Annotated in this window: 24 protein-coding genes; all 24 read left to right on the top strand. The window is 59.8% G+C overall.

All coding sequences use genetic code 11. The features are described from left to right. Positions 1 to 70: 70 nt before the first annotated feature. The 24 genes from H096_RS23720 to H096_RS23610 all read left to right on the top strand — a co-directional run bounded on the left by H096_RS23720 (position 71) and on the right by H096_RS23610 (position 16649). Positions 71 to 739 (top strand): phage regulatory protein/antirepressor Ant, encoded by a 669-nt coding sequence (locus H096_RS23720; protein ID WP_033901834.1) that lies wholly within the window; start codon positions 71 to 73, stop codon positions 737 to 739. Next, positions 739 to 1482, top strand: coding sequence for a DnaT-like ssDNA-binding domain-containing protein (locus tag H096_RS23715; RefSeq protein ID WP_051422166.1), 744 nt, complete (start codon positions 739 to 741; stop codon positions 1480 to 1482). The genes H096_RS23720 and H096_RS23715 overlap by 1 nt, the downstream gene beginning before the upstream one ends. Then, positions 1479 to 2174 (top strand): replication protein P, encoded by a 696-nt coding sequence (locus H096_RS23710; protein WP_033901773.1) that lies wholly within the window; start codon positions 1479 to 1481, stop codon positions 2172 to 2174. The genes H096_RS23715 and H096_RS23710 overlap by 4 nt, the downstream gene beginning before the upstream one ends. Then, a complete protein-coding gene (locus H096_RS23705) occupies positions 2167 to 2376 on the top strand; it encodes a hypothetical protein (protein WP_033901772.1) in 210 nt (69 codons plus the stop codon). The genes H096_RS23710 and H096_RS23705 overlap by 8 nt, the downstream gene beginning before the upstream one ends. Then, the gene (locus H096_RS23700; protein WP_033901771.1) at positions 2367 to 2669 is read left to right on the top strand and encodes a nuclease domain-containing protein; all 303 of its coding nucleotides are present in this window, start codon (positions 2367 to 2369) and stop codon (positions 2667 to 2669) included. The genes H096_RS23705 and H096_RS23700 overlap by 10 nt, the downstream gene beginning before the upstream one ends. Continuing rightward, positions 2666 to 3037: a hypothetical protein gene (locus H096_RS23695; RefSeq protein WP_033901770.1), complete on the top strand. Its 372-nt coding sequence runs from the start codon at positions 2666 to 2668 to the stop codon at positions 3035 to 3037. Before H096_RS23700 ends, H096_RS23695 begins: the two co-directional genes overlap by 4 nt. After that, positions 3034 to 4314, top strand: a complete 1281-nt coding sequence (locus H096_RS23690) for a tyrosine-type recombinase/integrase (RefSeq protein WP_033901769.1) — start codon at positions 3034 to 3036, stop codon at positions 4312 to 4314. The genes H096_RS23695 and H096_RS23690 overlap by 4 nt, the downstream gene beginning before the upstream one ends. A gap of 16 nt (positions 4315 to 4330) precedes the next feature. Continuing rightward, on the top strand, positions 4331 to 4645 hold the full coding sequence (locus tag H096_RS34020) for a hypothetical protein (RefSeq protein ID WP_156717520.1): 315 nt from the start codon (positions 4331 to 4333) through the stop codon (positions 4643 to 4645). A gap of 3 nt (positions 4646 to 4648) precedes the next feature. After that, positions 4649 to 5212: a hypothetical protein gene (locus tag H096_RS23685; RefSeq protein WP_033901768.1), complete on the top strand. Its 564-nt coding sequence runs from the start codon at positions 4649 to 4651 to the stop codon at positions 5210 to 5212. 226 nt (positions 5213 to 5438) lie between these two features. Further along, on the top strand, positions 5439 to 5762 hold the full coding sequence (locus H096_RS23680; protein ID WP_033901767.1) for a phage holin, lambda family: 324 nt from the start codon (positions 5439 to 5441) through the stop codon (positions 5760 to 5762). Continuing rightward, positions 5759 to 6145, top strand: a complete 387-nt coding sequence (locus H096_RS23675; protein ID WP_033901766.1) for a hypothetical protein — start codon at positions 5759 to 5761, stop codon at positions 6143 to 6145. Before H096_RS23680 ends, H096_RS23675 begins: the two co-directional genes overlap by 4 nt. Then, positions 6108 to 6293, top strand: a complete 186-nt coding sequence (locus H096_RS23670) for a hypothetical protein (protein ID WP_033901765.1) — start codon at positions 6108 to 6110, stop codon at positions 6291 to 6293. Before H096_RS23675 ends, H096_RS23670 begins: the two co-directional genes overlap by 38 nt. A 56-nt stretch (positions 6294 to 6349) precedes the next feature. Next, positions 6350 to 6580 (top strand): hypothetical protein, encoded by a 231-nt coding sequence (locus tag H096_RS23665; protein WP_033901764.1) that lies wholly within the window; start codon positions 6350 to 6352, stop codon positions 6578 to 6580. A 17-nt stretch (positions 6581 to 6597) separates the two neighbouring features. After that, complete coding sequence (locus H096_RS23660; RefSeq protein ID WP_033901763.1) at positions 6598 to 7338, top strand: hypothetical protein; 741 nt, start codon at positions 6598 to 6600, stop codon at positions 7336 to 7338. Between the two features lie 153 nt (positions 7339 to 7491). Further along, positions 7492 to 8037 (top strand): terminase small subunit, encoded by a 546-nt coding sequence (locus H096_RS23655; RefSeq protein ID WP_033901762.1) that lies wholly within the window; start codon positions 7492 to 7494, stop codon positions 8035 to 8037. Next, the gene (locus H096_RS23650) at positions 8009 to 9946 is read left to right on the top strand and encodes a terminase gpA endonuclease subunit (RefSeq protein WP_033901761.1); all 1938 of its coding nucleotides are present in this window, start codon (positions 8009 to 8011) and stop codon (positions 9944 to 9946) included. Before H096_RS23655 ends, H096_RS23650 begins: the two co-directional genes overlap by 29 nt. An 8-nt stretch (positions 9947 to 9954) precedes the next feature. Next, positions 9955 to 10164, top strand: a complete 210-nt coding sequence (locus H096_RS23645; protein WP_033901760.1) for a hypothetical protein — start codon at positions 9955 to 9957, stop codon at positions 10162 to 10164. Then, positions 10161 to 11684 carry a phage portal protein gene (locus H096_RS23640; protein WP_051422164.1) on the top strand — a complete coding sequence of 508 codons (1524 nt, stop codon included), beginning with the start codon at positions 10161 to 10163 and terminating at the stop codon, positions 11682 to 11684. The genes H096_RS23645 and H096_RS23640 overlap by 4 nt, the downstream gene beginning before the upstream one ends. Then, positions 11644 to 13653: a prohead protease/major capsid protein fusion protein gene (locus tag H096_RS23635; protein ID WP_241495537.1), complete on the top strand. Its 2010-nt coding sequence runs from the start codon at positions 11644 to 11646 to the stop codon at positions 13651 to 13653. Before H096_RS23640 ends, H096_RS23635 begins: the two co-directional genes overlap by 41 nt. Positions 13654 to 13736: 83 nt before the next feature. Then, the gene (locus tag H096_RS23630; protein WP_033901758.1) at positions 13737 to 14090 is read left to right on the top strand and encodes a DUF2190 family protein; all 354 of its coding nucleotides are present in this window, start codon (positions 13737 to 13739) and stop codon (positions 14088 to 14090) included. After that, entirely contained in the window at positions 14091 to 14438 is a 348-nt protein-coding gene (locus tag H096_RS23625; RefSeq protein ID WP_051422162.1) for a hypothetical protein, read from the top strand. 2 nt (positions 14439 to 14440) lie between these two features. After that, the gene (locus H096_RS23620) at positions 14441 to 14995 is read left to right on the top strand and encodes a hypothetical protein (RefSeq protein ID WP_033901757.1); all 555 of its coding nucleotides are present in this window, start codon (positions 14441 to 14443) and stop codon (positions 14993 to 14995) included. Further along, positions 14992 to 15180, top strand: coding sequence for a DUF2635 domain-containing protein (locus tag H096_RS23615; protein ID WP_025858885.1), 189 nt, complete (start codon positions 14992 to 14994; stop codon positions 15178 to 15180). The genes H096_RS23620 and H096_RS23615 overlap by 4 nt, the downstream gene beginning before the upstream one ends. A gap of 8 nt (positions 15181 to 15188) precedes the next feature. Continuing rightward, positions 15189 to 16649, top strand: coding sequence for a phage tail sheath subtilisin-like domain-containing protein (locus H096_RS23610; protein WP_206542899.1), 1461 nt, complete (start codon positions 15189 to 15191; stop codon positions 16647 to 16649). The last annotated feature ends 18 nt before the right edge of the window (positions 16650 to 16667 follow it).

The following is a 16667-nucleotide window of genomic DNA, read 5'->3' as shown; positions in this document are numbered from 1 at the left end:
GCTTCTTTAAAGCGCACAACACTGAGGGGCCATTATGAATACGATCGTCGCTCCAAGCAATACGGTCACCATGTCGAGCCGGGAGATCGCCGATCTCACCGGAAAGCAACACAAGGACGTCATTCGTGACATCCGCGTGATGCGTAAGGCACTGGCAGACGATGGCGCAGATCTGCGCCATCTCCACGAGGTCAAAGACGGGCGGGGTTACACCGCTGAATTCAATCTCGACCGCGTCCTGACTGAAACCCTTTTGACCGGGTACAGCATCCCGCTTCGCCATCGTGTCGTGACACGTTTAAGCGAGCTTGAAAACGTGTCGCGACAGACCGTCTCAATCCCGCAATCCCTGCCAGAAGCTCTTCGGCTGGCTGCCGATCTGGCAGATAAGAACGGCGAGTTGCAGCGCTTGATTTCAGTTCAGGCCCCGAAGGTCGCCGCCATCAACCGGCTCGCTGCAGCTGGCGGCGCTATCTGTATCACGGACGCAGCCAAGCAGCTTGGCTTGGCACCGTCTCGACTCTTCGCATGGCTAGAACAGCATCGCTGGATATTCCGCAGACACGGCTGCAAGCGCTGGGTTGCATACCAGCCCCGCATAACCTCCGGGCACATGACCCACAAGGTCACTGCGCTGAAGCCTGATCCGGAGACCGGCATCGACCGTGCGGCGTTCGACCCAATGATCACCCCAAAGGGGCTGACACGCCTCGCTGAATTACTGCAGGAGGCCGCGTAATGGCCGGTGACTGGATCAAATTCGAACTCACCACCCTGGACAAGCCAGAGGTTTGCCAGATCGCTGACTTTGCGGACATCGACCCAGACGCTGTTGTCGGCAAGCTGATGCGCGTATGGGGCTGGTTCGACCAACAAACCGAAAACGGTAACGCTCCGAGCGTTAGCAAAAAGTTACTTGATCGCATGGTTGGCGTTATCGGTTTCTGCGAACACATGAAATCGGTCGCCTGGATGATCGAGATCGACGGCGTTATTAGCCTTCCACATTTCGACCGGCACAACGGGAAGACCGCTAAGAATCGGCTTCTCACGGCAAAGCGGGTTGCGAATCACAAGGCAAATAACGGTAAAGGTAACGCTTCCACCGTTAGCGGTGCGTTACCTAAAGAAGATGTAGAGAAGAATAAAGAACCTCTCTCTGCGCGTATGCCGATTGATCCTCGCATGCCCAGCGAAATGACTCTCGACTGGAAGCCAGACTCGAAAATACTGAAGACCTATGCGCTGCACCAGGGCGTAGCGTTGGATCTGTTCACCGATGATGCCTTGAAAGCGTTCACCGGTTACTACGAGCCGAAGGGGCAGACCAATACCGAGGCCGAGTGGGTCAGCATGTTGGTCAAGTGGGTGCGCAACGACCTCAACAGAAACTCCAACGTCAAGCCGTTCGCACCCCGCCAAGCGTCTCAAGACTTTGATGATGACGACACTGGCTGGAATGAGCAGGGGGTCTCCCAATGAAAAGCGTTGCGGTCGTAACTACTGGGCTCTGGGCGAAGGTGCAGTCGGGCCAGTACATCGAAAAGGAACAAGCTCTTCCACAGGAGGTTCAGGCAGAACTTAATCGCGAAACTGCCGCCGTGATCAACGGCCTTTTCCGCCAGTTGCGCGCGATCTTTCCTGCCTGGAAGCAGGCTTGGCCGGATGTGTCCGCCTACAAGGCAGCCAAAAAAGAATGGCTCCAAGCGTTTCTTGAGGCCGGACTGCGCAGCCTGGATCAGCTGCAGTTCGGTCTGATGGGCGCTCGCCAGTCAGGTCGGGACTTCGTGCCTGCGCCTGGTGTGTTTATCGCTTGGTGCACGCCCACCGCCGAGATGCTTGGCCTGCCAACGCTTTCCGCCGCGCATCGCGAAGCGTGCCGCAATGCCCATCCCTGCATGGCCGGCCGTGCGCGATGGAGCCACGACGCGGTTTGGCACACCGCGAAAGAGTGTGGTTTTGAAAGCCTGAACAAGCTTGAGGAATCGCTCAGCCTCAAACTGTTCGAGCGCAATTACACCATCACAGTTCGGCGCCTGATCGAGGGCCTGCCATTGCAGAAGATGCCTTTGGCGCTGCCTGAGAGAGCTGAAGGGCGCCGAACGCCGGAGATCGGCAACAGAGCGCTTGCCGACATGCGTGCCATTCGATCAGGAGCCGCCCGTCATGCCTGATCGCCGCCTGGCGGTTCCCGAGATCGATACCTACCGCTGGGCAGTGTTCTGCTGCTCGTTCAAGGTCGATTTGAGCTCCCCGCCTGATCACGCGTTGGCTTTGTTCGCCGACCAGGCCATGGCCAAGCGTTATGGCTCGTGGATGTGGCCTGGGACTTACGAAGTCGTCGACGTCGTCACGGGGAAACCGGCATGCGAGTGAGCTCGAAGAAACTCCGCGCCTCGGCCAACGGCCAAGAATGCACCGTCCGGATGCCAGGCATCTGCAATCACAATCCAGAAACCACCGTTCTCGCGCATCTGCCGTGCGGGCAGAAAGGCATGGGCATGAAGGGCTTCGACACCGTAGCGGTGTACGCCTGCAGCGACTGCCACGACGTAATCGACGGCCGCGCCGTTGGCGACATTGACTGGCAGGACATGCCGCGCGCCATTGCCGAAACTCATGAAGGCCTGATCCGGGCCGGAATTCTCATCGTAAAGGGGGCTGCATGATCGACATGACGCTACCGTGGCCGCCGAAAGAGTTGAGTCCGAACGCGCGCGTGCACTGGCGGCAAAAACACAAGCACGCGAAAGCCTATCGCCGTACTTGCGGCCTGATTGCACTGGCGCTCGATGCACCGAGCCTCGCTGGAAAGAAATACTTCTGGGTGACGTTCTGCCCGCCGAATCGCCGCTCTTACGACGATGACAACCTGCTGGCCCGCTTCAAGGCTGGCCGGGATGGCATCGCCGACGGGCTGGGCATCGACGACAAAAACTTCATCACCACGATCACCATTGGCAACCCTGTGCCAGGTGGCGCCGTGCGCGTGCACATCCGGGATTACCCGATCGACTCGGAGCCGAACACCCCATGAGCCAGAGCTTGCTGACCACGTTTTCTGATGCCGAGATCCGTCGCCAATCGGCGAGCACCCACATCCGTGACATGCGGGACGCGCGATACCCGGGCGTCTACTTCCGATTTCACAAGAACCGTGAGCGTGGCACCTGGTACCTGGTGTCGGGTGGCAAGTGGGACAAGATCGCCGGGTTTCCTCAGTTGCCTGTGAAGGGTTTGATCGTCGCGTTGCCGAAGATACGCGAGCGTCTGGCCGCTGACCCAAAGGCCTCGGCCGCCGCCGGCACCTTGCAGTCTGTCGGCGAGTTGCTGGACTGGTTCACCGCCCGACAGGCCGTTGACCGCAGCCTGTCGGCCAAGCGCCGCTCCACCAACACTTCGATCATCTCGTGCCATCTGAAGCCACGGCTCGCCGATATCGCCGTGGAAGACGTTGACCGCTCCACCCTCGACAAGCTGGTGATGTGGCCGATGCAGGCTGAAATGTCCCTGTCCTACGTCCGTCTGATGTGGGGCGTGCTGGTGGTCGCGTTCCGCCAGGCCGAGAAGCTGCGCCTGATCGCAGCTAACCCCATCGCCGGGTTCAAGTTCACCGACTTCACCAAGGCCCGCATCCAGCCGAAGCCATCACGCCTACGGGCCGTCCAGCTCGAGGAAGTGATAGGCGAACTGGCCGACGGCTTCGACCAGCACCCCCAGGACTGCATGCTGGCCCTGATGATGCTGTGCCACGGCACCCGCGCCGGCGAGACCAGGCAAGCGCAGTGGTCCCACTTCACCCTGGGTGAGCAGGGCGAGTGGTTCATTCCCACTGAGAACACAAAGACCCGCTGCGAGCATCACCTGCCACTGACCCACCAGGTGTGCGCGCTGCTGGAGCGGTACCGGGACTGGCAGTCGGCCAAAGGCTACAAAGGCACCTACGTGTTCCCGGCGCGGGGCCGTGGGCCGATCAGTGATAGCCAGGCGTGTGCCGTGTTCACGCGCTTGGGCAAAGGTGAGTGGACGAGCCACGATCTGCGCAAGGTGGCCCGCACCGGTTGGACGGACCTGGGCGTCGACTTCCTAATCGGCGAGATGCTGGTGAACCACACGCTTACCCGCAACGTGCAGACCTACATCCACACCTCGGCCGAACTGCTCAAGCGCGAGGCGTTGGTTAAGTGGCATGACTGGTTAGACGGGAAGGGTTTCAACCTCATTCACCGCTCGACCATGACTAGAAACGGAAATTCGCACAATGACGCCGAGGCCTTGAATGGCGCGGCCTCTAGCCAAATCCAGAAACCATAAAAGGCGAGGTTTAAAAATGATGAAAAAGAGCAGTGGCCCCGCCTTTGTGCGCCGCCAGATACCGCTGACTGAGTGCCCATCCTGCTGTGGTGCCGGCCTGATCCAGGGTGTGTTTCATCAGCTCGAATGCATCGGCTGCCACTCTTCAGGCTTCGTCCATGCTGAAACCCTTGAGCCGCTTCTGATGCAGGACCTGGTTGTCCAGCTTGGCCTGCTGGTTCGTCGGACGCGCCCCCAGTTGGCCGGCCATAACCCTGCTCGCTGCATCATCGATGAATACCAGACACCGAACCGCCGTGGCCCAGGCGGCTCGTCTTACAAGGGGGATTGAGCCATGGCTATGTATAAAGACGTGATGGGCACCCTGGTGCGTGTGCTGGCCGCAGACAACATAGACAACAGCACCAAGCAGTCCTGGCAGAAGCTGATCGACGCCGACCTGCGTCATGGCGGCACCGGCAGCACGCTATCTGTCCGGGACAAGTTCGATTACGACTGCTGCCTCTATGCGCTGCTGCACCGACAGCTTGAGCCGGCTCAGTGGGATGTGCTGGTCGCCAAGTACTCCACCCACAAGGCCAACAAGGTCAGCGCCATTGGCCGCCTGGTCGCTCGCATGGTTTCGCCGGCACCGCAGGTGTTCATCTATAAGGCGCTGACGGCCTGGGCCATACCGAAGCTGAAGGGCGTGCAGGTTGGCAAGCGCTCCACGGATATGATCGTTCTGCCCGCAGAGTTCTACGACATGAACACCTGGGACCTGGCGGGCTCACCGGAGCGCACCCGTCGCAACTGGCGAGGTGGAATCCACAAGCGTTTGGAGCAGCTCGAAGAGCAGGCCGTGATCCACGCAACCGAGATATTCGACAGTGAGCAAATCTTTGTAGATGCCGCTTGACCAGTTGGCCGACTGGCCGTAAATTAACCCCATCATGTCGATCTTGCGCGTATGAGAGGCGACGATTAAAGCCCAGCCCATTGCTGGGCTTTTTGCTTTCTGCAATTCATTGAGCCTCGGCATTCGCCGGGGCTTTTTCGTTTTCGGCTCCACCACACCCGTTGCTATGGCCGGGAGTGCTGATGGGGCCGGATTTATCAATCTCCCCGAGAGGGAGGAAATCCGGATGCCACCCATGCCAGACAAGCCAGACACGTGGGCCCAAATCTGGCTGGCCCTCTCGAACCCGCTATGGCAGGGCGCAATCATGGCCGTCACGATCACTCTTCTTCGCGTGCTGTACGAAGCCAAAGAGCCAAACAAGTGGCGGATCATCCTGGAGGCGCTCATTTGTGGCGCGCTCAGCCTCTCGGCCAGCAGCATTATCGAGTGGATGACCTGGCCGCCTAGTTTGTCCGTTGCTGCTGGTGGTGCCATTGGCTTCATTGGCGTAACGGCGATCAGGGACATGATCATCCGCTTCCTGGGCAAGAAGGTGGACTCGGCATGAAGGCGATCGCTGCAGCAATCATCATCGCGCTGGTGGGCCTTCTGTTGGTCGGCATTCAACAGTTGCGGGTTGAGGACCTTCGCGAAGAGAAGCGCGTTGAGACCCAGGCAAAGGAAGATGCCGTCGAGGCCAATAAAGAGAGCCAGGCCACTATCACCACCCTGCGCGCCGAAGCAAAGCGCAATGCCGAATACCAGGCCGACCTGGCAAAGCGCCTCAAGGCCAGCCAGGACAAAGCGAAAAAGGCGGAGAAGAACTTTGAAGACCTCAAGCGCAACAGCAAGCCTGTTCGTGACTGGGCTGCTCAGCCTCTGCCTGACGGCCTGCGCGGCAAAGCCGGCGGTAGTGACAAAGACCCACGCCGTAAGGCTGGAAGCCCCTGAGCTGATCCCGTGCGAACGGGTAGATGAGGATGCCGCCGACCTTCGCCTGAATGGCGATGTGTGGGAGCTGAAGGACAGGGCAATCAACCTGCTCGACACGTGCGCCGACCAGGTAGACGCCCAGATCAAGCGCAGCCAGAGCAAGTAATCCGGGCCACGTATCCGAATGCGTCAAATCGTGGCGCGCAATCATGAGGAGCCACCATGGACAACCAGCACAAGAAAATCACCGGCTACCGAGACCTTTCTCAGTCCGAGATCGACGGCATGAACTCCATCAAGGCGCTGGAAGCTGATACCGGTGAGCTGTTCAAGCAGATCGGCCAGATTGAAGGGGTCGACCCTCGACTGCTGGCACTGGCAAAGACCAACCTGCAGCAAGGTTTTATGTGGTTCGTGCGCTCGATCGCTAAGCCGGCTGACCCCTTCAGCTGAAGAGTTGGTGACTTCAGATGTTCCAGATCGATGCTCGAACCAATATCGAAGAGCTATCGAAGGCGCTTCGAACGGTTGGTGAAAAACAACTGCCATTCGCCTTTGCGCTGATGGCCACCCGCCTGGCCGTGCTGGTGAAGAAGGGCGAGTTGTCGGTATTGAAAGCGCGTATTGATCGGCCGACGACAACGACCCTGAATAGCCTTTATGTGAAGCCCGCCACGAAGGGTAAGCCGGAAGCCCGCACGTTCTTCAAGGATGCATGGACATCAGGCGTTCCCGCCGACACATACCTGCAGCAGGCAGTGAAGGGCGGTCGTCGACCTCATAAGCGTTTCGAGAAAGCACTGATCGCAAAAGGGATCATGAAGCCTGGGCAGTACGCACTTCCAGCAGCATCAGCACTCAATCAGTTCGGCAACGTTCCCCGCGGCACGATCATGAAGATCCTGTCGGGCCTTGGTGCGGCCGAGACTGTTAGTGGTGTGCAGGCCAACGCTACGGGCAGCAAACGCAGTAAGCGTAAGGGTAATGCCCAGAAGTATTTCGCCGGCGAAGTCGACGGCACCCAAGGTGTTTGGGAGCGGAAGAAGACGGCGTGGGGGGATGCGGTTCGGCCCGTGTTCATCTTCAGTGATGGCGAGCCAGGCTACCGGGTCATCCTCCCGTTCTACAAGATCGCCGACAACATCGTGAAAGCGAACAGGGTTCGTGAGTTCCAAAGCGCAATGGACACGGCACTGGCGACGAAACGATAGGAGTTCTTGAGTGGAGGGTGGTGGGCGCCCCTGGATGGTGCACCCACCCCCCCCCTTTGGGTCCTTCCCCGGCCCCCAGCCCCATGCGGGTAATTCGGGCCCCGCGCGCCAAATATGTATGACCTTTTTCCCACGGTTGGTTGTTGTTTAATCATGGCCAAAAACGAAACAACCAAACAGCGCGGGTGGTTGAACAAATCCGAGATGGCTTCGAGCCTCGGGATTTCCCCGCAAGCCTTTGACAAATGGGGAGTTGCGCCTGTCGCACGCATCGGTCGAGAGGCGTTCTATACCGTGCAGAACGTGGTGGAAAACCGCGTTGAGCACGCGCAACGGAAACAACAACCGGCGGGGGATGGAACCGAAGGTCTCGATCCGCTGATCGAGTACAAGCTGCTCGAAGAGCGCCGCGGCCTCACCGCCGCTCAGCGCATAGCCCAGGAGAAGAAGAACCTGGTGCTCGACAAGCAGCTCGTGCCCGTTCCATTCGCCACATTTGCCCTGGCAAAAATCGCCGCTCAGATCGGCTCGAAACTGGACACCGTCGGAAAGACCGTCACTCGACGTCACCCCGAGGTTGACCCTCGGATAATCGAGTCGGTCGAGCGGGAGATCGCGCTTGCTCGAAATATTGCCGCCAGCTTTGGTGAGCAACTTCCGGAATTATTAGATGAGTACGCTGAGTCCGTGGCTGAATGATCTACGCAAGTCGATCAAGCTAGGACTCCAGGCGCTCTATAAAGAACCACCGCAAACCGCCGTCGAGTGGGCGGATAAGAACTTCTACATGTCGGCTGAGTCCTCCTACAACGAGGGCAAGTGGACGACCGAGCCGTTCCAGGTCGCAATCCTGAACAGCATGGGCAACGACCTGATCAACGTCGTCAACTTCATCAAGTCGGCGCGGATCGGCTACACCAAGCTGTTGATGGCGAACATCGGTTACAAGATTCAGCACAAGCGACGCAACGTGATGATGTGGAGCCCAACCGACCCGGACGCCGAGGACATCAGCAAGAGCCACGTTAACGGCATGATCCGCGACGTACCGGCGGTGGGCGACCTGGCCCCATGGTTCGGGCGCAAGCACAGCGATAACACACTCGACCAGAAGATATTCGCCAACCGCCGCACGCTCTGGATCCGCGGCGGCAAGGCTTCGCGCAACTACCGCGAGAAGTCAGCTGACGAGGTGATCTACGACGAGTTGTCCAACTTCGACGAGAGCGTCGAAGGGGAGGGCTCTCCTATCACCCTGGGTGACAAGCGCCTCAACGGTGCGATCTACCCTAAGTCGATTCGTGGTTCAACGCCAAAGCGTGTCGGCTCCTGCCAGATCACCAAGGCGGTCGAGGAGTCGCCATACCTGCTGAAGTTTCACATCGACTGCCCGCACTGCCACCAAGAGCAGACGCTCAAGTGGGGCGGCAAGGATTGCGAATTCGGCCTGAAGTGGGAAAAGAACGCACTCGGCGAGGCGGAAAAAGCTTGGTACTTGTGCGAGCACGCAGCCTGCGTGATCTGGCACAACGAGATGGTCGAGGCGTCGAAGTCCGGTCGCTGGATCTGCGAGCACACCGGCATCTGGACCTGTGACGGGATGGACTGGTTTGGGGTTGACGGCGAAATTATGCGCACCCCGCGTTCTGTCAGCTTCAGCATCTGGGCGATTTACAGCACCTGGAGTACCTGGCTCAGCCTGGCCGAAGAATGGCTGAAGGTGAAAGGCGATGTCTCAAAGCTGATCACCTTCATGAACACCACGCGCGGCGAAACGTGGGACGACGACCAGGGCGAGAAGCTCGACTCCGAAGTTCTGTACGGGCGCCGCGAGGTTTATCCACAGGTCCCGGCCCTTGGTCTTGTTCTTGTGGGTGGCATCGACACCCAAGATGACCGTTTCGAAGGACGTGTCTGGGCATTCGGTCCCGGCGAGGAGGCCTGGCTTGTCCATCGCTTCATCCTTATGGGGGACCCGGCCAGCGAAGAGCTTCGCCGCAAGGTGGGGCTCGAACTGCACCGGCAGTTCACTCGGGTTGACGGCACCGTCATGAAGGTTGAGCGCTGGACGTGGGACGCCGGCGGCCACTATGCCGACGAGGTATACGCCGAAAGCCGCAAGCATGGCGTGCACTGGGTCGTGCCAATCCGTGGTGCGACCATCTACGGCAAGCCGATCGCGAACTTCCCTCGCACGAAGAACAAGGTGCACAAGGTCTTCCTCACCGAGGTTGGTACCGACAACGCCAAAGAGTTGCTCTACAGCCGCATGGGTTTGCCGGTAGATACGGCTTCCTCTCAGGCTGGCGTATCTCAGCCGGGGGTGGTTCACCTACCGGCCAACGATGTGATCTGCGACGAGTCGGAGGTCAAGCAGCTCACCTCCGAGAAGAAAAAAGCAGCCATATCCAAAGGCAAGCGTGTGATGCGCTGGGACAGCGGTGGACGCCGAAACGAGGCCCTCGACTGCTTTGTGTACGCGCTCGCCGCCCTGCGTATATGCCAGCAACGGTTCGGACTTGATCTCGATCTTCTGGTTGCCGCCGTCACTGGCGGCAATGAACCCGACACGGAAGAGCGGCCACGGAAAAAATCCACATTCTGGTAGCGAGACTTATGGCTTTCACAATCGAGCAGTACCAGGCCTTGCAGGCGGCCATCGCCGAAGGCGCGCTGTCCGTCCGCTACGCCGACAAAAGCGTTACCTACCGGTCACTCGACGAGATGATCCGGATCCTCAAGCTGATGGCAACCGAGCTGGGGCTGAATGCATGTGACGACGGCGGTCGCCGTTATACCTCGTTTTCGAAAGGATACTGCCCATGAGCATGCTCGACAGCCTGTTTCCTGGGTACGCCGCCAAGCGATCAGATGCGCGCCTTAAAAAGCTCCGCACTGAAATGACCATGGACGTGATCAAGCGGCGCTTCGAGGGTGCGGCGGGCGGTCGGAGGAATGACGGATGGCGTACCAGCGGCACTGACGCCAACGCCGAGAACGCGCCGGCGTTGGCCAAGCTTCGTAACCGCGCGCGGGACCAGCGCCGGAACAACCCTTTTGCCGAGCGCGCCATCACTGGTATTGCCGATAACGTGGTCGGGGCGGGGATCGTTCCGCTGCCGTTGGCCAAACGTGATCGAGACGGCGTGAAGCTGATGGACCTTTGGCAAGCGTGGGCAGAGACAACTGCCTGCGATGCTGATGGGTTGGAGGATTTCTACGGCCTGCAGCACATGATCATGGAGGCCGTCGCAGAAAGTGGCGAGTGCTTAATTCGCCGCCGGCGCAGGTTCAGCTCCGATGGTCTGCCGGTTCCGGTCCAGCTGCAGGTAATCGAGGCTGATTTTCTCGACGAGTCCAAGGCCGCCATCGTTGGGCTCAACCGCATTATCCAAGGTATCGAGTTCGACGCCCTTGGTAAGCGAGTCGCCTATTGGTTGTTTGATGAACACCCCGGCGCAAACGTTGCTTGGGGTTCGCTCCAATCTCGTCGGGTTCCCGCGGAAGACGTGATTCATGTGTTCTTCCGGAAGAGACCCGGTCAGGCACGAGGCTACACCTGGCTGGCGCCGGTAATTCAGCGCATGCGCAACTTCGATGAAATGGAAGATGCGGTGATGGAGCAGGCAAAGATAGCCGCCTGCTTCGCTGGGTTCATAACCAAAGACCCAGACAACAGCCCTCAGGGTGCCACGAAGCGCCCGCCACTCATTGATCGCATGGAGCCTGGAATGCTTCAGGAGCTGTCGATGGGGGAGGAGGTGAGTTTTGGCACCCCGCCGACCTTCAACGGCTACGCGCCGTATTCATTGCAGGCACTCCACGCAATTGCTGTGGGTCTTGGCGTTCCGTATGAGCTGCTCACCGGCGACCTCAAGGGTGTCAACTTTTCCAGCGGGCGTATGGGTTGGTTGAACTTCGCTCGCCGGGTCGACGTATGGCAGTGGCGCATGCTGATCCCGCAGCTATGTGATCAGGTTTGGCGCTGGTTCATAGAGGCGCAGGTGCTCCTCCCTGGCGGAGTCATGGATGACGTCAAGGCTTACTGGGTTCCACCACGCCGAGACATGGTAGACCCAAAATCAGAAACGGAAAACGTGATCACCCGCGTGCGCAACGGCCTCACCACTTGGCCTGACGCGCTGCGCGAGCTAGGTATCACCGACCCCAAGCGGCACGCCGAACAAATCAAAAAAGCAAACGACATGATCGACAAGTACGGGTTGGTGCTGGACTGCGACCCGCGCCGAGTTGCGGCCGCAGGTTCGCCGAGTCAGCCACCATCCACCGAAGAGAAACCAGACGATGCCAACTCCGAACCAGGCGACGACGAACAAGACCCATGAAACCCCGGTGCTGAGCCTGCGCGCCGCTGTACGCGAAGGCTCGATTGATGTCGAAGCCCGCACCGTCGAGCTGACTTGGACTACTGGCGCCAAGGGCCCGCGATGGAACTGGGACGTCGGCAGCTACATGGAGGAGCTGGAGGTTAGTCCAGAAGCCGTTCGGATGGACAGGCTGAACAATGGCGCTCCTCTTCTCAATAGCCACAAGTGCGATGACCTGGGTGACGTTATTGGTGTTGTTGAACGCGCCTGGCTCGAAGGCGAGCAAGGCCACGCGCTCGTTCGATTCAGTAAGCGCGATGACGCCGAAAAGATCTTTCAAGACGTCCAAGACAAAATCCTTCGAAAGATCAGCGTCAAGTACGTCGTGCACCGCTACCAGATCACGGAAGACAACGAAGAAAAGCTTCCAACGTATCGGGCGGTGGATTGGGAGCCGTTGGAGCTGTCGGTGGTGCCCATTGCTTTCGACGACGGCGCCAATATCCGCAGTGCCGCCACCCCGGCCGAATACACAGGCCGTCGATTCCCCACAGTTTTTGAAGTTCGGTCGGCGATTGAGCCGATCGTAGAACCGGCCGCCGTGCCTATTATCCAAGAGGAAGTTGCAATGACCGAAGAAGAGAAGCGCGCGGCCGACGAGAAGCTTCGCCGTGAGTCGGCTGAAGAAGAGCGTAAGCGCAGCCTGACCATTCGCACCATGGCCCGCAAGGTCGGCATTGATGACGAAGCAGTCGTCGATGACTTGATTGCTCGCGGTGTTTCCGTGAGTGATGCGAGCGCAGCACTGATCGATGCCGTCGCCGAGCGCCAGAACAAAGATCAGCCACAAACCCGTAACAGCCAAGCGACGAACGTGAATGGCGGCCAAGACGTCACCGTCCTGAACGCCAAGCGCTCTGCCATGCAGAACGCTTTGCTGCACCGCTGCGACGCCACCGTCAAGCTGGAAGACGCTGGCCGTGAGTTTCGTGGCATGCGCCTGGTGGACATGGCTCGTGAGTTCGTCGAGATGGCTGGCGGTAACGCGCGGGGCATGACACCGCAGGAACTGGCCCGCGCAGCATTGGGCTGTGATCGCCAAGCAGTGCGCGCCGCCGGCATGCACAGCACCAGCGACTTCCCGCTGCTGCTCGGTAGCACTGTGAACCGCACCCTGCGTGATGCTTACGCCAATGCCCCTCAAACCTGGCGCCCGCTGGGCCGTCAGACCACGGTACCGGACTTCCGCGCCGTAACCCGCGCAGCTCTGGGTGATATCTCCGCACTGGAAGCCGTCAAAGAACACGGCGAGTACAAGTACGGCACGCTGTCCGAGGACGGGGCGCCTATCAAAGTCGCCAAGTTCGGCAAGATCATCGCACTCACCTGGGAAACCATCGTGAACGATGACCTTGGCGCGCTCACCCGCATCCCGGCTGCGCTGGGTAATGCGGCGGCCGCGACTGAGTCGAATGTGGTTTGGGCCCTGTTGTTGGGTAACCCGAACTTCGCTGATGGCGTACCGTTTTACGACGCAAGCCACGGCAACGTTGCGGGCAGTGGCGGTGCGATCAACACCACTACCTTGGCTGCCGCTCGCGCCGCCATGCGCAAGCAGAAATCCAAAGCTGGCGAGTTCCTCAACCTGTCGCCGGAGTTCCTGGTGGTTGGTCCGGATAAGGAGCTGGAAGCCTTCCAGTTCACCAGCTCGGTTTACGTGCCGGCGAAGAACGCTGACATCAACGATGTGCGCAACGCCTCGCTGACTGTGATCGTCGACGCCCGCATCACTGGTAACCAGTGGTACCTGTTCGCTGCGCCAGGTTCCATCGACACCTTTGAATATGCCTACCTCGAAGGCGAGCAGGGCGTGTTCACCGAAACCCGCGAGGGCTTCGAAGTAGACGGCATGGAAATCAAAGCCCGCCTGGTGTTCGGCGCCGGCTGGATCGACTACCGCGGCGCATACAAGAACCCGGGCGCTTAAGCCCGGAGTTCGCTCCAAACCCAAAAGGGCGCCGTGTGGCGCCCTTTTTGTTTTCCAGTTTTTGTCTCTAAAGGGGACCTTTCATGAAGACTTTCATCCAGCACGGCGACTGCCTGACTGTTCCAGCACCAGCCGGCGGCACTGTTTCGGGCGAGCTCTACAAAGTCGGTTCGATTGTCGGCGTGGCTGCTACTACCGAAGCAGCCGATTCACCGGTGGTGCTCAAGCTCGACGGCGTGTTCGGGCTGAACAAAATCAGCGCCCAGGCCTGGGCAATCGGTGACCCGATCTACATGAACACCACCAGCCGTGCCCTGACTAACGTGTCGGCCACCGGCCTGGTGTTGGTGGGTATGGCGACTGAGGTTGCGGCTAACCCATCCGCCACCGGCGCCTGCCGCCTGAACGGCGTATCCGCGCCGGCGGCGGTGGCGTAAATGGGCTGGGCCTCAATGGCCCAGCGCATGCTCGGCGTTTCGATCCGCACCTTCAGTGAGCCGACAGCAGCGCTTGATCCATTGGGCGCTGTGTACTGGCTGACCGATGGTGTTGCGCCTGGTGTGCCGCTGGCACAGGCGGTGTTCGATAGTGCCCACGTTACCGTCGATCCTGAGACTGGCGCGCCGGTGTCCTCTAACAACCCCGTCCTCGGGGTTCGGGTGATTGACTTGCCGAACGAACCCACGAACCGGGATCGCGTCCAGGCGCGGGGTGTTTTATACAAAATCCATGACGTGCAGGCCGACGGCGTGGCGGGTGTGACGCTGTTCCTTCGCAAGGTTTGAATATGGCTCACCCACGAGAACTGATCCGCAAGCAGGCCGTCGCGGTGCTGCTGGGTGCCACCAATGCGGGGGCAAGCGTTTATGCCAGCCGGGTGGCGCCGCTCATTTCCAACGGCTGGCAGAGCGAGTTGCCGGCGATCATCGTTTACACGATGGACGAAACGGCAGAGATCTTTAACCAGGCACCCAGGGAGTACAGGCGCCGCGTAGAGCTGGTGGTGGAAATACACGCCGAAGGCAACGAAGCGCTGGACGACACGCTCGACACGCTCGCCCGCCAGGTAGAGCGTCTCCTGCTTATGGACGACACGCTCGGCGATACGGTGAATGACCTGCAGTACGTGCGCTCGCGCATGGTTCTGCTGGACCAGTCGGAGCACCTGACGGGCGCGTGCCGCCTCATCTTCGACGCTGAATATTTTGATCGTCACCCTGACGACCTGTTCAACCAAAGCCTGCCAGACCTGAAGTCGGTTAAGACCGAATACAGCCTGGGCAACGCGCAGCCGAATCCGGCTGATCGCGCAAAAACCATCATCGAGGACCTGAATCCATGACCACGCGCGTGCTCGTGAAACCGGCCGAGGGCCGCCTGGTGCGTCACCCCGACACCTATGAGCAGATCAAGCCAGAAGGCTTGCCTGTGGAACTCAACAGTTACTGGATCCGCAAGGAAAAGGCCGGTGACGTCGTCATAAAAGAGGCTGTAGTACCGGCCGAAACCAAGGGTGAAAAACAATGACCATCGGAATGGATACGATTCCTGGTGCCGGCGCGCTTCGCAAGCCTGGTGTCTACAGCGAGATCGACAACAGCAAGGCGGTGCGCGGCCCTCAGCCGGTCAGCTACCGTCGCCTACTGATTGGTCAGAAGCTGGCCGCCGGCGCTGCCGCTGCCAACACCCTGATCCGCATCACCAGCCCGACCCAGGCAGACGTTCAGTTCGGGAAGGGCTCAATGCTGGCTGGCATGGTTCGCGCGGCCATGGCGATCGATACCTATACCGAGCTGCAAGTGATGCCGGTGGTTGATAATCCAGCAGGCGTAGCAGCAGCCGCCACGCTGGCGTTCACCGGCCCCGCCACAGCATCCGGCACCATTGAGCTGATGATCGCCGGGCGCCGCGTTTCTGTCGGCGTGATCAGTGCCGACACCGCCACTGTGATCGCGGCATCTGTAGTCGCCGCTATCACCGCCGCAGATGACATGCCAGTAACGGCCACCGCCGCGACAGGCACCGTTACGCTGACCAGCCGCCACAAAGGCGAGGCCGGCAACAGCTTGAATGCCCGTGTGAACTATTACACCGGCCAGGTACTGCCTACCGGTGTCGCGGTCACCATCAGCGCTTTCACGGGCGGCTCTGGAAACCCCGACCTGGGTTCGGCGCTGGCGGCTCTGGGTGATGAGTGGTTCCAGGTATGGGGGCTGGCATATACCGACGCAGCCACCCTGGCGACCGTAAAGACTGAACTGAACAGCCGCTTTGCCTGGGATCGAGAAATCGAGGCCCATGCTTTTACCGCGGCGCGCGGCACTCAGGGCTCACTCGGAACCCTCGGCGATAGTCACAACAGTCAGCACCTGGTCATCATGATGGCCAACGACGAGCCGATGCCGACCTACGAGAAGGCCGCCGAGACCATGGCGATTGCTGCTCTGTACGCTGCCATCGACCCGGCCCGCCCTATCCAGAATTTGAACTATGCGTGGTGCCTGGCTCCCGCTACAGCAGACAAGCTCACGAACCAGGAGCGCAACCTCCTGCTGTTTGACGGTATCGCGACCAGCAAGGTGAACAATGACGGCACCATGGTCGTTGAGCGACTGATCACCACCTACAAAACCAACACCGCCGGCGGCCCCGACATCAGTTATCTGGACAGCGAAACCCTGTTCACCCTGATGTACATCCGTCACGACTGGCGCGACTACATCTTGCGCAAGTACCCGCGGCACAAGCTTGCCAACGATGGCACGCGCTACGGCGTCGGGCAGCCAGTGGTAACACCGGTGGTGATGAAGGCCGAGGCGGTCTCGAAGTTCCGTGAGTGGGAGCGTCTGGGGTTGGTGGAGAACATGGAAGACTTCAAGGCCAACCTGATCGGCGAGCGTAACGAGAGCGACCCAAATCGCCTGGATATGCTGATCCCGCCTGACCTGGTCAACCAGCTGCGAATCGTCGCCAACAAAATTCAGTTCCGCCTGTAACGGCGATTGCCAGGAGAA

This window comes from Pseudomonas sp. FH1 (assembly GCF_000510895.2).
Taxonomy (GTDB): Bacteria; Pseudomonadota; Gammaproteobacteria; order Pseudomonadales; family Pseudomonadaceae; genus Aquipseudomonas; species Aquipseudomonas azotoformans_A.
Note: the sequence above shows the minus strand (reverse complement) of the source record. Positions and strands in the feature narration are given on the sequence as shown.

What these genes read in the sequence shown, in the direction of transcription:
- H096_RS23640 (WP_051422164.1), top strand. Translation starts at nt 10,161, where the DNA reads ATGAGCATGCTCGACAGCCTGTTTCCTGGGTACGCCGCCAAGCGATCA.
- H096_RS23650 (WP_033901761.1), top strand. Translation starts at nt 8,009, where the DNA reads ATGAGTACGCTGAGTCCGTGGCTGAATGATCTACGCAAGTCGATCAAG.
- H096_RS23660 (WP_033901763.1), top strand. Translation starts at nt 6,598, where the DNA reads ATGTTCCAGATCGATGCTCGAACCAATATCGAAGAGCTATCGAAGGCG.
- H096_RS23710 (WP_033901773.1), top strand. Translation starts at nt 1,479, where the DNA reads ATGAAAAGCGTTGCGGTCGTAACTACTGGGCTCTGGGCGAAGGTGCAG.
- H096_RS23620 (WP_033901757.1), top strand. Translation starts at nt 14,441, where the DNA reads ATGGCTCACCCACGAGAACTGATCCGCAAGCAGGCCGTCGCGGTGCTG.
- H096_RS23615 (WP_025858885.1), top strand. Translation starts at nt 14,992, where the DNA reads ATGACCACGCGCGTGCTCGTGAAACCGGCCGAGGGCCGCCTGGTGCGT.
- H096_RS23720 (WP_033901834.1), top strand. Translation starts at nt 71, where the DNA reads ATGTCGAGCCGGGAGATCGCCGATCTCACCGGAAAGCAACACAAGGAC.
- H096_RS23705 (WP_033901772.1), top strand. Translation starts at nt 2,167, where the DNA reads ATGCCTGATCGCCGCCTGGCGGTTCCCGAGATCGATACCTACCGCTGG.
- H096_RS23625 (WP_051422162.1), top strand. Translation starts at nt 14,091, where the DNA reads ATGGGCTGGGCCTCAATGGCCCAGCGCATGCTCGGCGTTTCGATCCGC.
- H096_RS23675 (WP_033901766.1), top strand. Translation starts at nt 5,759, where the DNA reads ATGAAGGCGATCGCTGCAGCAATCATCATCGCGCTGGTGGGCCTTCTG.
- H096_RS23690 (WP_033901769.1), top strand. Translation starts at nt 3,034, where the DNA reads ATGAGCCAGAGCTTGCTGACCACGTTTTCTGATGCCGAGATCCGTCGC.
- H096_RS23645 (WP_033901760.1), top strand. Translation starts at nt 9,955, where the DNA reads ATGGCTTTCACAATCGAGCAGTACCAGGCCTTGCAGGCGGCCATCGCC.
- H096_RS23630 (WP_033901758.1), top strand. Translation starts at nt 13,737, where the DNA reads ATGAAGACTTTCATCCAGCACGGCGACTGCCTGACTGTTCCAGCACCA.
- H096_RS23715 (WP_051422166.1), top strand. Translation starts at nt 739, where the DNA reads ATGGCCGGTGACTGGATCAAATTCGAACTCACCACCCTGGACAAGCCA.
- H096_RS34020 (WP_156717520.1), top strand. Translation starts at nt 4,331, where the DNA reads ATGATGAAAAAGAGCAGTGGCCCCGCCTTTGTGCGCCGCCAGATACCG.
- H096_RS23665 (WP_033901764.1), top strand. Translation starts at nt 6,350, where the DNA reads ATGGACAACCAGCACAAGAAAATCACCGGCTACCGAGACCTTTCTCAG.
- H096_RS23685 (WP_033901768.1), top strand. Translation starts at nt 4,649, where the DNA reads ATGGCTATGTATAAAGACGTGATGGGCACCCTGGTGCGTGTGCTGGCC.
- H096_RS23610 (WP_206542899.1), top strand. Translation starts at nt 15,189, where the DNA reads ATGGATACGATTCCTGGTGCCGGCGCGCTTCGCAAGCCTGGTGTCTAC.
- H096_RS23635 (WP_241495537.1), top strand. Translation starts at nt 11,644, where the DNA reads ATGCCAACTCCGAACCAGGCGACGACGAACAAGACCCATGAAACCCCG.
- H096_RS23680 (WP_033901767.1), top strand. Translation starts at nt 5,439, where the DNA reads ATGCCACCCATGCCAGACAAGCCAGACACGTGGGCCCAAATCTGGCTG.
- H096_RS23700 (WP_033901771.1), top strand. Translation starts at nt 2,367, where the DNA reads ATGCGAGTGAGCTCGAAGAAACTCCGCGCCTCGGCCAACGGCCAAGAA.
- H096_RS23695 (WP_033901770.1), top strand. Translation starts at nt 2,666, where the DNA reads ATGATCGACATGACGCTACCGTGGCCGCCGAAAGAGTTGAGTCCGAAC.
- H096_RS23655 (WP_033901762.1), top strand. Translation starts at nt 7,492, where the DNA reads ATGGCCAAAAACGAAACAACCAAACAGCGCGGGTGGTTGAACAAATCC.